We start from the raw sequence: 13,415 nt of genomic DNA, 5'->3' as shown, positions 1-13,415 counted from the left end.
CTGTTATATATAATATATAACATATATAACAAATGTTCAAGCATTATTAAATTTTTAAATAAATAAAAAGTTAGGTTTTATTTAAATTTAATAACCTAACTTTTAACTTAATAATTTTTCATTATTTACCTTTTATCTTATTTATAGCATAATCTAAAGCTCCCTCTAAGTTGTTATTATTCTTTCCACCACCTTGAGCTTGATGACTACTTCCGCCACCTTTACCATCAATTAAAGTAATTGCATCTTTTAAAAGTTCATTCATAGATATTCCTTTAAAGTCCTTGGATGCGGCAAAGATAAGGTTTGCTCTTTCTCCATTTTTAATTGCCATTAATGCTATAGTATTGTTATTTTCAATAATCTTTGAAGTTACCTTATTTACATATTTAATATCTTCATTATCATAAACTTTTTTAACTATAGTTATATTTTCTACTTTCTCCCCTTTTTCAACCATGTCCTTTACTTCATAAGCAGCCACTTCTTCACTTAGCTTTTTATTTTTATCTAGAGCAGCTTTAAGATTTTCGTTCATATTTTTTATGCCATTTATAGCCTCATCTTCACTGGCATTTAAATATCTACATACCCTTGTAGTAAATTTATCTTTTCTAAAGGAATCTTCTATTGCTCTTTTCCCTGCTACATATTCTATTCTCGTTGCTCCTTTATGTTTTTCCCATCTTCTTACCTTAATCATTCTTAGTTCTAAGGTTGACTTTGGATGTACTCCACAACATGCATTAATATCTAAATCTGAAATCTTAACAACTCTTATTTCTTCATTAGTATTAGGTAATGCTCTTCTTAATCCCATCTTCTTTAACTCTTTTTTATCTGGCACTAAAAATTCTACTTGAAGATCATCTCCTATAATTAGATTTGCAGCCTTTTCAGCTTCTCTTATCTTTTCTTCTTCTAATATTCCCTCTATATCTACAGTACATATTTCTCTTCCCATATGAAAACCCACTGTATTTGCATTAAATATTTTATAAAAACACCCTGATAAAACGTGCTGTCCGAGGTGTTGATCCATGCCATCCCTTCTTCTTTCCCAATCTATAGAGCACTTTAATTTATGAAGCTTTATAGGCTTTTTATTAAGAACATGATATATAATTCCTTCTTCTTCGTAAACATCTATTACTGGTTCATTTTCTATAAATCCTAGATCACAAAATTGACCTCCACCTCCTGGGAAAAAAGCTGTTTTATCTAAAACCACATGAAACTTCCCATCTTTCTCTTCTACCTTCTCTAATTCAGCTACAAATTCTTTACTATATTGATCTTTATAATAAAGCTTCTCCATTGTATCTCTCTCCTTTAACCAATGTATAACTAAAGTTCTAACTTTAGCCTTAATTTAAATATTACTTTGTCTTTAAATCTCTATATCCTGTAGATAAGTTAACTACATTCCTGAGTTCCTCTCCCTTTATAAAGCGTTCTAAATTATTAACAGCAATTTTAACTATACGATGGTGGGTTTCCTTTAGATTATAATTTCCAGAAACATGAGGTGTAATTATTGCATTTTTTATTCCCCAAATCCTATGATCCTTTGGCAATGGCTCAGGGTCTGTCACATCTAAAGCTGCTCCTAAAAGTTTCCCACTTTCTAAAGCATCACAAAGTGCTTCAGTATCTATAGCTGTACCTCTACCTACATTTATAAGTACAGAATCCTTTTTCATCTTAGAAATTTTATCTTTAGAGAATAATTTATAGGTTTCCTTAGTTTCTGGTAAACTTAATGCTACCACATCTGCTTTAGGCAATAACTCATCAACCTTATCCATAAGATATAATTCATCTAAATATTCAGGTTTATTAGTATCACTTCTTCTTACTCCTATAGTATATCCACCTAGAGCTTTTATTCTCTTGGCAAAGTCTCCTCCAATATCACCAAGTCCAATAACTAAAGCAGTACATCCACAAATAGATTTAACTTCACCCTCATTCTTCCAAAGACTATTATTTTGATTATCCCTATAAAGGTATAACTTTTTATATATAGAAAGTAGTACACCTATCATATGTTCTGATATAGCGAGTCCATAGGCTCCAGTTGAATTAGTTAGTTTTACTCCCCTTGGAAGCACCCCTTCTTTTACAAATAAATCAGCTCCTGCACTATCAAGTTGTAACCACTTTAAGTTTTTACATCCTTTAACCATATCTAATGGAGGATTACCTATAATTATGTGAGCATCTTGAAGAGTCTCCCTATTTATCTCTTTAGCTGAAGTAAATATAAAATTAGATCCAGGTGCCACTGACATTAAATCAATTTTATGGCTATCGTCCATAGGCATTAACACAACTACATTAATTTCTTTTTCCATAATTAATCACTCCTAATATATTAAATTTCTAATAATATTTATTTAAGACAATGAATATGTTCCTTAACTTCATACCAAGGAACTGCATAACCTACACCCTTAGCACAAAAAATTGAAGATGATGTGTATTCAGGATCTACGTCCTTGTTATAGCTTTTAGCTTCTATAACCTCTTCTGGATTATGACATATATCATACCCATGAAATACTAGACTTAAGCTGCCCTTACCCTTTGTGAATGCTTGAAAGTCCAAAGCATAATTCATAAAGGTAGCTACAGGACCTCTTCCTTCAATTATAACTCTTTCTCCATAACTTTTAGGCTCATTAATGCTACCACTCATTTTTTGAATATCACTGATAACTCTACCCATTAAGTTTATCTCTACATCTATATTAAATTTGTAGTAGGGTTCTAGTAATAGATTTTTAGCACTTTCTAATCCTTGTCTAAGGGCTCTTTTAGTTGCTTCTCTAAAATCTCCACCTTCAGTATGCTTTAAATGTGCTCTTCCATTCATAAGGGTTATTTCTATATCTGTAATTGTACTTCCTGTAAGTATTCCCTTGTGATCTCTTTCAAATATGTGAGTTCTTATAAGATTTTGATTTCCTGTAGTTAAAAAATCACTGTGACATTTATTTTTAAAAGTAATCCCTGATCCTCTAGGCCCTTCTTTTAACTTTAAATAAACCTCTGCATAGTGACGAAGAGGCTCAAAATGTCCAAAGCCGTCCACTTCCCCTTCCATGGTTTCCTTATATAATATTTCTGGGGTTCCAAAATCCACTAATAAGTTAAATCTATCTTTTAATATTTCCTTTAAGACTTCTAGTTGTATTTTTCCCATTATACTAATATGAAGCTCTTGTAACTCCTCGCTCCACACTACATTCAGACTATTTTCTTCACTTTCTAAAATTTTAAAGCATCCTAACACTTCTCTAGGGTTTATACTTTTATCAAACTCTACCTTTGCTCTTAAGGTTGGAATCATAAAAAACTCATTTAAATCTAAAACTCCTATGCCCATACCAGCTCTTAAAGAGCTTATGCCTATAATTCCAAAAATTTCACCTGAAACAATTTTATCTTTACTCTCAAATTTATTTCCATTATAACTTCTAATTTCATTTATTTTTTCTCTTATCTCTTCTCCATTTGTACTATATATAATTTCATCCTTTACCTTTAATTCCCCCTGTAATGCTTTTATAAAGGTAATTCTATTACCTTTTTCATCATATTTAATCTTGAATACTCTACCTTTGAAGCATTTATTATCTTTTATCTCTTCATAGTTAGTATAACTAAGACTATTAAAGTTCTCTAAAAACTCTTTTACACCTTCATCTAATAAAGCTGACCCTTTTAAAACTATAAATATTTTTTCTGACTTAATAAGCTCCTTTAATTTATCTACCCATAAGTAGTTGTCATAGCCTTTACCTAGATAGGTTTCCAGTAATTCCTCATTTCTTTCAGCTATAAATTCTATATTTTCATTACTTAAATTATATAAATCTTCTTCAACTAAACAAACTTCACTACTTAAGTTATTTCTTATCTCATGGATAACCTTTTGTAAGTCAGCACCTTCTCTATCTGTTTTATTTATAAATATAAAAGTAGGTATATTATTTTTTCTTAGTAGCTGCCATACTGTCTCTGTGTGACCTTGCACGCCCTCTACTGAACTTATTAAAAGGATAGCATAATCTAGAACCCCCATAGCTCTCTCCATCTCTGGCGAAAAATCTATATGTCCTGGAGTATCTATTAAATAATATTCTGAATCTTCATAATTAAAAATTCCAATATCAGAAAAAACTGTAATACCCCTTTCTCTTTCTATATTATGACTATCTAGAAAAGCTTCTTTGTGGTCAACTCTTCCTCTAGTTTTTATACTCTTTGTATGATAAAGTAATTGCTCAGAAAATGTAGTTTTACCTGCATCAACATGAGCAAAAATTCCTATGGTTTTTTTCACTATAAACTTCCCCTTTATTGTACAATATCATTAGATTTATTTTACCACAATATTCTTTTATGTTTCAGTTATAAATGCAACTTCCCCTAAAACTTTATTTATATAAATAACTTTTTACTAGTAGATATATTATAACAATCTAATATTGTTATAATAATTAAAATCCCTATTACAAAAAACCACTCAATTTGAATTTCTTCATATTAAGTGGCTTGATTTATTTAATGGTTTCATAATGATCTTTTTTAATTTTTCTATATATTATCTCATTCATTGCTAATTTCCTCTTTTTTATTAAATTCTCCTGCCCACTCAAAAGCCTTTTTAGATGCTATAACTGCAATAACCTCGTTAATAACCGCTGCCGCCGCAATTGTTCCTTGGATGACCTTAGCGTATTCTGGTGCTGGTCCTGATAGAACAGAAACAGCTATACCTGTAAATACAAGAGATACTCCTGAATGAGGAAGCAATGTAAGCCCTAAATATTTTTTTACGGTTTCTGGTGAATCTGTTATAACAGCTCCGAATAATGCTCCACCATATTTACCTACAGCTCTTGAGATGATATAAATTGCAGTAAACAGTCCGGCACCTAAAATCAGATGATAGTCAAGTGGCGTTCCCAGATTTAAGATAACTACAATCATAGAAATACCAAGAATAGGATTAAATGAGTTCATAATTTGCTCTAGACGTTCTTCTGAAATCATATTAGAAAACGTTGCTGAGAAAGCCATACCAATAAGCATAAAGTTAAGTACAGGCTTTGGTAAAACTAAATCATTAAATATAAAACCAACCCCTGCTGATATTAGTATTGTTGCACTCAGTAGCAATACTGTTACTTTTGTTGAACGTTCTCTTTTCAGTACAACTCCTGCAAGCAATCCTATAACAATCCCAATAATAATTGGTAATAAAACTACAAGTAATATCATATAAGCCGGTAGTTTTTGCTCAGATAGATTGGCAGATATAATAGAAATAGTTGAAAAAAATACAATTACTCCTACCATATCATCAAGGGCTGCCATAGGAATTAATGTTTTAGTTACAGGTCCGTCTGTTTTAAACTCACGCACAATAGAAAGTGCTGGTGCTGGTGCAGTTGCAAGAGCAATACCTCCAAATATAAATGCAAGATAAATAGGAAATCCTACAAAATAAAATACAACCCCAAATACCAAGCTCACAACAAAAAATGTTCCTAATGATTGGGTTAATGTTGTTATGATAATTTGCTTGCCCGATTTTTTAATTTTCTTCCAAACAAGCTCCGTGCCTATTAAAAGTCCCACTACACATTCTAAAATATGCATAATTGGTTCATACCAATGAGCATTTAAAACTGCATCATTTACAACTCCAAATGCATGTGGTCCAAGTATCATACCTGTAAGTAACCATCCTAGAATAGCAGGCAACTTTATCTTTGAAACAAGCTTACCTACAATAAAAGCAATTGCAATTGCCACTAAAAGCCTTAAAATTAATAATATCATTGTTTCTACTCCTCCTTTGAAATACCATAAAGCATAATATTTAGTATTTTTGACAGTTTCAGTTCGTGCATTTCTATTAGTGAATTAAAGTCCAGATTTTCATAAGCTTTACTTTGAAAATAACCATTGAACATTTCTTGAAAAACAAAGAAGTATTCCATTGCTTCTTCTTCTGTAATATTATCTCGTAGTGTTACATTACTTAAGGCCATGCGATAGTGACTTATATTAAGTGTGTCAAAATCAGCTCTTAAGTCTTTGATTTGTTCTTTCAAATGTACAGGTGGTTGTAAAATTGCATGAAAGAATATATGACTGTAATAATTATTCTCTTTAAAAAAACGATATCTTAAATCAAAATAATTTTGCATGTACTTCTGAAAATCCAATTGGTCAAATTCTTCTTTACTAAGATAATCTACAAGCTCATCAAAGCAAACCTTAACACATTTTAAAAATAACTCATCTTTATTTTTAAAATAGTGATAGATAAGTCCCTTTGAAATTTTGTTATCGTTGCATATATTATTCAGCGAAGCATTTTCATATGTCTTTGTTCCAAACTCCGCTATGGCAGCATTTAATATTTTATCTTTACTTATCTGACTTTTCTCTTTTTGATTCATAATACCCTCCAAATATAAATATTGACCATACGGTCTATTATATATTATCAAAAACAAACCACATGGTCAATAATATAAATAATTAAATTTTTTAAAGACCTTCAATTAAATTTTAAGTTTAAATTTACTGATAATTATTAATATACATTTATTCTTATCTATTTTTAACTTTAACTGCTCAATCTTCCATAAAAATGTTTTAAATTACATAAATAAACTTATATAATTGAATGGCATCTTTACCATTAACCCTAACTATCTTAGGTGGCCTAGCATACTCTATACTTATTTTTTGAGTTTCCTCTTCTAATAATAACCCTCTAACCTTCATAGCATTGATTAAACTAATCTTTCTGTTATTAGGAAATATTATATAAGCAACACTTTTTCTATCTTGCTTTAACAATTCAACAATATCATTTGCTAAAACATCCAATTTGATATCGAATGGTGGATCACATATAACTCTATCAAATTTTTTTAAATATTTATTCTGTAAAAATTTTGTTAAACCAATATTTAAATCAAATTTTACAAATTTTAGACCACCATTTTCTCTAAATCTGTTATCTCGTTCAAAAAGGACTATATTTTTATTTATCTTATATGCATACTGTGCTACGGATGGAGTAACTAGACATGCTGTATATCCTTCACATAATTCTGCTAGATTTGCTGTAGTTTCAACGGAAAAGAAATATTGCATATACTCTAAATTCTGATTTAATTTAACATAGGCTTCAGAATTACTATAGGAGAGCTCCACATATGGAAATATTAAATTATTCCTATGAGCATACAGTCTATCAATGTTGTTATCATTTATTAAAGATAGTATATTCCTCTTATGCAATTCCAGATTAAAATTTATATCTCTTTTAATGAACCTTAACCAAATAAATCCATTAGGATGTCTATTACTATCAACGTATAGACTATAGCTATCATATTCTAATTGTAAACCAAGGTCATGAATTAAACTCCATAACTTTAATATCCATCCTGGTTTCGTCAGTACTACTAATCTTCCATCTTTTTTTAACAACTTACTGGACTTTGCAAATAACCTTTCAAACATCTCATATTCTATTCCAGTTTCAAGACTAAACCTGTTTATCTGTACTTCTTCTGAGATATTAATTAAATTAGCAAAACCCAAAATTGCTACGTCAAAAGATTCCTTCTCATATTCTATAAGTCCTATATGCAAATTAGAGCTAATAATTTCTGTATATTTATAACCTGATAAAAGTTCATTGATATTTTTCAATAATCTATTATCAATGCAGCAACTTGTATCTGAAGTTTGTGTCACTAATTTTTGTGGTGTATAGATATATGATATTAGTAATGTGGTAATCTCTAAATGTGAACCTATTGTGATTACATTATCAGTATCATTAATACAAGCAAAATTAATAAAGGCTAAGGCTTTATTTAAACCAAATATATTTGAAGTTAACATATTTTTGATTTCATGTTCATAAACTAACTCCACTGCACAAATTACATCTTCTTCATGTGCAAACTTCAATGTTGTATCCATTGATAGGACCTCCTTAAAATAAGTTTTGAGGCCTAACCATCGATTTATTAAATATAAAACAAAAGGCTACAAAAAAGCACTGCTTTCTTGTAGCCTAAAAATCTGTAATCAATTTTATACTTAAATAAGTTTATCTAATAAGAACTATATATTTAATGCAATAAAAATAAATATATACAATCTCCAATCACTATAGCTCCTATCCTAATAAACTTAACGTCTATATAAAACATAAATACAATTTTAGTTCTATAAGAGGTATGTCTTTTAATTGCTAATTTAAAAGAAGTACACAAAAAAACCTAATGATTAGGCATTTTATTCTTTCTTTCATCAATTTTCAATTATGAAAATTAATTAGCAATTACACAATTTCATTGTTGTACCTCCTATATTTGATAAAATCACTATAGCAAATATTTGAAATTAAGTCAATAAATAATAATGTAGTTTCAACAGAAAAGAAATATTGCATATACTCTAAAATCTAATCTATAATTGAGAAAATTTCGTAACATATATTTACTTTCTTATACCACACATACTAAATAACTGATATGGTTGCTCCTTACCTTCACTTTTCTTCATTCCTGAATAAAATATTTTTGAACCTATGACTTCAAGCCCAGCTTCTTCTATTAAGCCTTCCATTTCTGTAAGCTTAAATCCATTATGTCCACTAAAATCCTGTACTTCATCATGGAAACCACCATTATCAGGACATAGATCTACAACTATTAATTTGCCCTCTTTATTTAGCAAATCATATAGCTTCTTTATTACCTTTGGTAGATCTTCTATATGGTGAAAAACCATAGATGTATAAATCACATCAAACTTTTTATTATCATTAAATTGAAATAAATCCCCACACCAAGTTTTCATATTTTTTATTTTGTTTTTTTCTATTTTTAATTTTAACTGTTCTATCATTCCTTCAGATAAATCCATCATCAATATATCAGAAAATCTATGAGTTAAATTTTCTGATATAAGCCCTGTACCACATCCAAATTCTAAGGCTCTTAAATTGTTATCTTTATCCAAATAGTTTTCTATTTCAGTACTAATTTTCTTTGCTCTTTGAACCCTATATTCTGTATCCCATTTTTTTGACTCCTCATCAAAGTGCATATCTTCATCCCCTTAAAATAAATTTTTTCCTTTAGTTTATATTTCTTCTTTGCTTCTATCTTTTATAAATAATTTATTTATAAGGATATAGCCTCCAAGAATTATAACTATTCCTAATGCCCATTTAAAAATCTCTGGAATATCTACATCCCTAAGTAAATATCTAAAGCCATCCGCAAGTAAAAATCCTATTATCCAATAGAATATTGATTTAATATCCTTCATTTTAACTATATAGATTTTGCCTTAACATACATAAGACAAACCATTTCCCCCTTTTAATTAAATACTATATACATTTTATCATATATTGAAACATAGATTAAGTAAGGTAAATCTAATATTTTATCTTAATAGTCTTAAAATAAGCTCAGCTGTTCCTCTTCATAATTCTTTCTATAATCCTTGATTATATCCTTCATTTTGTATATAATTCCATATTTATTACATTCTTCAGTGAAGGTCTTCCAAAGCTTCTTTCCATTAGAAGATTCACATTCATATCTATCACCATAGGTATGAATATATTTTCTAACTAAGTTCTCCCTTTGAAATAGTCTACTTAATTGTTCATAGTAATAGGCCCTTTGATTCCCTCTAAGGGTAAGCCCCATTCCATAAGCAAATATAAATTTAGCTCCTGAATTATGAGCTTCTCTAACTATATTTCTTATATTATCTTCTGAATCATTAATAAAAGGAAGAATTGGCATAAGCAATATTCCTGTATATATCCCACTATCACTAAGCTGTTTTATAGCCTTAAACCTTTCGCTACTAGGTGCCACATTAGGTTCTATCCTTTTACATAAATCATCATCAAATGTAGTTACAGTTATTTTTATTAACACAGGAGAGCGCCTTGAAATCTCCTTTAATATATCAATATCTCTAGTAATTAAAGGGCTCTTGGTGGCAATGGAAACTCCAAAATTATACCTAGTAATCTCCTTCAAAGCTTCCCTTGTTAGCTCATATTCTTTTTCAAATGGATTGTAAGGATCACTCATAGCGCCTGTTCCTATTACACCTTTTTTCCTTTTCCCTTTAAGTTCTTTTCCTATAGCTTCTACAGCTTTTTCTTTTGCTCTAACTCTATCAAAATCTTCTATTTGATAACATTCACTTCTGGAGTCACAATAAATACATCCATGGCAACATCCTTTATAGATATTCATATTATAATTGATATCAAACCATGAATTATTAGGTATATATTGAGATATTAATTTTTTTGCTTTTATGTATTCTATGCTAATCACCCCCTAACTTAAATATAAACTTTTAAAATAAAGTTTATCTTCATACCTTTCATATCAATAATTAAAATAATAACATTATATTTTATCTAAATCATTTTCTGTATAGACTTCAATCCCATTTTTCATTAATAATTCTGCTACTAATCCATTGCCTTCTATTAGTTTTCCTGAAAATGCTCCATCATATACCATACCGTACCCACATGAAGGACTTCTAGACTGTAGTATTGCCTTCTTTATACCAGCAGCTTTAATAATTCCTAAAGTTTTCTCTGCTCCCTTTAAAAAACTTTCGGTTAAATCTATACCGTCCTTACTAATTACTCTTTTATTAGAATTTTCATCTATAAAAATCTCACAACACGCCCTTGGAGTGGGCAAACCAGCTAATTGTTCTGGACATATCGCTATAGCTTTTCCTGCTTTTACTAATTCGGCTACATATTTATTCTCACTATTACTTCCATTATATCTACAATTGACTCCTGCTAAACATGAACTTACTAAATACATATATAGTCCTCCTTTGTTTTTTATCTATAACTTATACTACAATACCTATTAGTAATTTATAGATATAATTATATCATAGCTTATTTTCAAATTAATATATCTTAACTTTCTATGGAGATATAGGTATAATAAAATATGGAGTTTATTCTAAAGAATCATAATTAAAATAATATCTTAATTTAATTATGTAAGAAAACAATCTAACAAATTTAATTTTAAGGAGTTGACATCATGAGTAGTTTAATTCTTGAAGGTGGAACCTTTAGACCTATTTTTAGCGCTGGTATAATGGATGCCCTTTTAGATAATGATATTATGTTTCCTTATTGCATTGGCGTTTCAGCAGGTATTACCAACGGCTTTTCATATATATCAAAACAAAAGAAAAGAAACTATGATATTCTAATTAACCATAGACATGATAAAAGATATATAGGCTTTAGAAACTTTTTTAAATGTAAAAGCTTATTTGGTTTAGATTTTGCTTTTGATGAGTTACCTAATAAGATTTATCCTTTTGATATGGATACCTTTAAAAGCTATGAAGGTAAAATTTTAGTTGGTGTGACTAATGCTAAAACTGGAGTTACCGAATATTTAAATGGTAAAGATTTAGATGAAAAATGCAATATGTTAAGAGCTAGTTGTGCTATACCTCTTTTCTTTCCTCCAGCTATAATTAATGATAATGAATATTTTGATGGAGGCATCTGTGATCCTATTCCTGTATTAAAAGCCATGGAAGATGGAAATGAAAAGCATCTAATTATTCTAACTAGACCTAAGGGGTATATTAAAGAATTAGGTAAAGGCAATATTTTTGCTGCTAAAGTTTTAAAAAAGAAATATCCTAATTTAGTAAAGCCTCTTCTTACACGTCATGAGCTTTACAATGATAGAGTTAAGTATTGTGAACAACTTGAAAGAGATGGCAAAGCTATAATTTTAAGACCTACTGCAGAAGATGGTATTGATAGCTTTGAAAAAGATCTTAATAAAATTAAACACGCCTATAACCACGGATATAATATAGCTTTAGAAAGAATTGATGAAATAAAAAAATTCTTTAGCATTTCATAAAAGTATATGAATAAAACTATTTAAATATTTACCTATAAACCTATAAAACTATTAGTGCTAGTATACTTTTATGGACACAACCCAATATAAACAGTTAAAATGAATGTATGGAAAGGAAGTGTCCATGTGAGAAATACAGGTAAAAGATATACAGATGATTTTAAGAAAATGATTATAGAAATATATAACTCTGGAAAACCAATACAAGAAATTTTCAGCGAATATGGCATAACAAGCGCTACATTATATAAGTGGCTTAAAAATCCACCAAGCAGTAAAACAAAGAAGCCTATAATAAAGGACAATACTTGCCCTAATAATATAAAAAAAGATACAGAAGTATTAAAACTTCAAAAGGAAATTCAACTTATTAAAGAGGAAAATGAAATATTAAAAAAAGCTATTGCCATGTTCGCGAAGGAAGAGAGTCAATCTTAGAATTTATTGATGAAAACAAGAATAATTATTCAGTTAAGCTAATGTGTAGGGTACTGGACATACCTAGAAGCACTTATTATAAATCTAAAGATAAGACATTAAGTAATAGAGCTATCGAGAATGAAAAATATGAAAAAGAAATACTTGCTATTTACGAGGAAAGTAGCAAGCGATATGGTGCACCCAAAATTCATCAAAAGCTTATTGAAAAGGGAAATGAAATAAGTGTTAAGAGAGTTCAAAGGCTTATGATAAAATTAAACATAGCATCAATAGTTATAGCTCAATATAAACCATATCCAAGTAAAACTGAAGTAAAAGAGCGTAAAAATATATTACGCAGGGACTTTACAACCAATACAATCAACGAAAAGTGGGTAGGTGATATAACCTATATACACACAATGAAAGATGGTTGGTGCTACTTGGCATCAGTAATGGATCTTCACACAAGAAAAATAATCGGATATTCATTCTCTAAATCTATGGATACAAGTTTAATTATAGTGGCCTTGAAAAATGCTTATGAAATACAAAGGCCTAGCGGCTCTATTATTTTCCATTCTGATCTTGGAACGCAGTATACCAGCGAAGCATATAGCGAACAGCTAAAAAAGTACAATATGATAGCATCATACAGTAACAAGGGATGTCCTTATGATAATGCATGTATTGAGTCTTTTCACTCTATTTTAAAGAAAGAACAAGTAAATAGAGTACTCTATTATGATTATGCTGCCGCAAGGCTTGATCTTTTTAAGTATATTGAAGGCTGGTATAACAGAAAAAGAATTCATGGTTCTATTGGTTATATAACGCCTCAAGCTAAAGAAGATTTAGTTAAGGCGTCAAATTTATAGAAATATCGTGTCCAAAATATTGACGTAAGTCCACTATATAAATATTAATATATAAAACTATATAAATAGTATATAGGAAACTATTTAACTATTTGTTCTA

General features: G+C 29.4%; 12 protein-coding genes. 2 read left to right on the top strand and 10 right to left on the bottom strand.

Features of this window, described 5'->3' with window-relative positions:
• Positions 1 to 121: 121 nt before the first annotated feature.
• The 10 genes from IO99_RS03030 to IO99_RS02985 all read right to left on the bottom strand — a co-directional run bounded on the left by IO99_RS03030 (position 122) and on the right by IO99_RS02985 (position 10,937).
• On the bottom strand, positions 122 to 1,318 hold the full coding sequence (locus tag IO99_RS03030) for an alanyl-tRNA editing protein (RefSeq protein WP_035130126.1): 1,197 nt from the start codon (positions 1,316 to 1,318) through the stop codon (positions 122 to 124).
• A 61-nt stretch (positions 1,319 to 1,379) separates the two neighbouring features.
• Entirely contained in the window at positions 1,380 to 2,357 is a 978-nt protein-coding gene (locus IO99_RS03025; protein ID WP_035130124.1) for a D-2-hydroxyacid dehydrogenase, read from the bottom strand.
• A gap of 38 nt (positions 2,358 to 2,395) precedes the next feature.
• Positions 2,396 to 4,351: an elongation factor G gene (locus tag IO99_RS03020; RefSeq protein ID WP_035130122.1), complete on the bottom strand. Its 1,956-nt coding sequence runs from the start codon at positions 4,349 to 4,351 to the stop codon at positions 2,396 to 2,398.
• Between the two features lie 266 nt (positions 4,352 to 4,617).
• Positions 4,618 to 5,856 (bottom strand): cation:proton antiporter, encoded by a 1,239-nt coding sequence (locus IO99_RS03015; protein ID WP_035130120.1) that lies wholly within the window; start codon positions 5,854 to 5,856, stop codon positions 4,618 to 4,620.
• 5 nt (positions 5,857 to 5,861) lie between these two features.
• Positions 5,862 to 6,482: a TetR/AcrR family transcriptional regulator gene (locus IO99_RS03010; RefSeq protein WP_035130118.1), complete on the bottom strand. Its 621-nt coding sequence runs from the start codon at positions 6,480 to 6,482 to the stop codon at positions 5,862 to 5,864.
• A gap of 199 nt (positions 6,483 to 6,681) precedes the next feature.
• A complete protein-coding gene (locus IO99_RS03005; protein ID WP_035130116.1) occupies positions 6,682 to 8,028 on the bottom strand; it encodes a protein-lysine N-methyltransferase in 1,347 nt (448 codons plus the stop codon).
• A gap of 522 nt (positions 8,029 to 8,550) precedes the next feature.
• Complete coding sequence (locus IO99_RS03000; RefSeq protein ID WP_035130114.1) at positions 8,551 to 9,162, bottom strand: class I SAM-dependent DNA methyltransferase; 612 nt, start codon at positions 9,160 to 9,162, stop codon at positions 8,551 to 8,553.
• A gap of 36 nt (positions 9,163 to 9,198) precedes the next feature.
• Entirely contained in the window at positions 9,199 to 9,387 is a 189-nt protein-coding gene (locus IO99_RS02995; RefSeq protein WP_035130112.1) for a hypothetical protein, read from the bottom strand.
• A gap of 134 nt (positions 9,388 to 9,521) precedes the next feature.
• Complete coding sequence (locus IO99_RS02990; protein WP_035130249.1) at positions 9,522 to 10,421, bottom strand: SPL family radical SAM protein; 900 nt, start codon at positions 10,419 to 10,421, stop codon at positions 9,522 to 9,524.
• Between the two features lie 78 nt (positions 10,422 to 10,499).
• A complete protein-coding gene (locus tag IO99_RS02985) occupies positions 10,500 to 10,937 on the bottom strand; it encodes a 2-thiouracil desulfurase family protein (RefSeq protein ID WP_035130109.1) in 438 nt (145 codons plus the stop codon).
• Between the two features lie 231 nt (positions 10,938 to 11,168).
• Between IO99_RS02985 and IO99_RS02980 the strand changes: the two genes are divergently transcribed.
• Both IO99_RS02980 and IO99_RS02970 read left to right on the top strand, forming a co-directional pair.
• Entirely contained in the window at positions 11,169 to 12,017 is an 849-nt protein-coding gene (locus IO99_RS02980; protein WP_035130106.1) for a patatin-like phospholipase family protein, read from the top strand.
• A 99-nt stretch (positions 12,018 to 12,116) separates the two neighbouring features.
• A protein-coding gene (locus IO99_RS02970) for an IS3 family transposase (RefSeq protein WP_423219413.1) occupies positions 12,117 to 13,315 on the top strand; the annotation gives its coding sequence in 2 pieces (ribosomal slippage) (positions 12,117 to 12,408 and positions 12,408 to 13,315; 1,200 coding nt in all).
• Positions 13,316 to 13,415: the final 100 nt, after the last annotated feature.

The organism is Clostridium sulfidigenes (assembly GCF_000732635.1).
In the GTDB taxonomy this organism is placed as follows: Bacteria; Bacillota; Clostridia; order Clostridiales; family Clostridiaceae; genus Clostridium_J; species Clostridium_J sulfidigenes.
Note: the sequence above shows the minus strand (reverse complement) of the source record. Positions and strands in the feature narration are given on the sequence as shown.

Coding starts and splice junctions, on each gene's coding strand:
- IO99_RS03005 (WP_035130116.1), bottom strand. CDS start 8,028: ATGGATACAACATTGAAGTTTGCACATGAAGAAGATGTAATTTGTGCA.
- IO99_RS03000 (WP_035130114.1), bottom strand. CDS start 9,162: ATGCACTTTGATGAGGAGTCAAAAAAATGGGATACAGAATATAGGGTT.
- IO99_RS03030 (WP_035130126.1), bottom strand. CDS start 1,318: ATGGAGAAGCTTTATTATAAAGATCAATATAGTAAAGAATTTGTAGCT.
- IO99_RS02985 (WP_035130109.1), bottom strand. CDS start 10,937: ATGTATTTAGTAAGTTCATGTTTAGCAGGAGTCAATTGTAGATATAAT.
- IO99_RS03015 (WP_035130120.1), bottom strand. CDS start 5,856: ATGATATTATTAATTTTAAGGCTTTTAGTGGCAATTGCAATTGCTTTT.
- IO99_RS02995 (WP_035130112.1), bottom strand. CDS start 9,387: ATGAAGGATATTAAATCAATATTCTATTGGATAATAGGATTTTTACTT.
- IO99_RS02980 (WP_035130106.1), top strand. CDS start 11,169: ATGAGTAGTTTAATTCTTGAAGGTGGAACCTTTAGACCTATTTTTAGC.
- IO99_RS03010 (WP_035130118.1), bottom strand. CDS start 6,482: ATGAATCAAAAAGAGAAAAGTCAGATAAGTAAAGATAAAATATTAAAT.
- IO99_RS03025 (WP_035130124.1), bottom strand. CDS start 2,357: ATGGAAAAAGAAATTAATGTAGTTGTGTTAATGCCTATGGACGATAGC.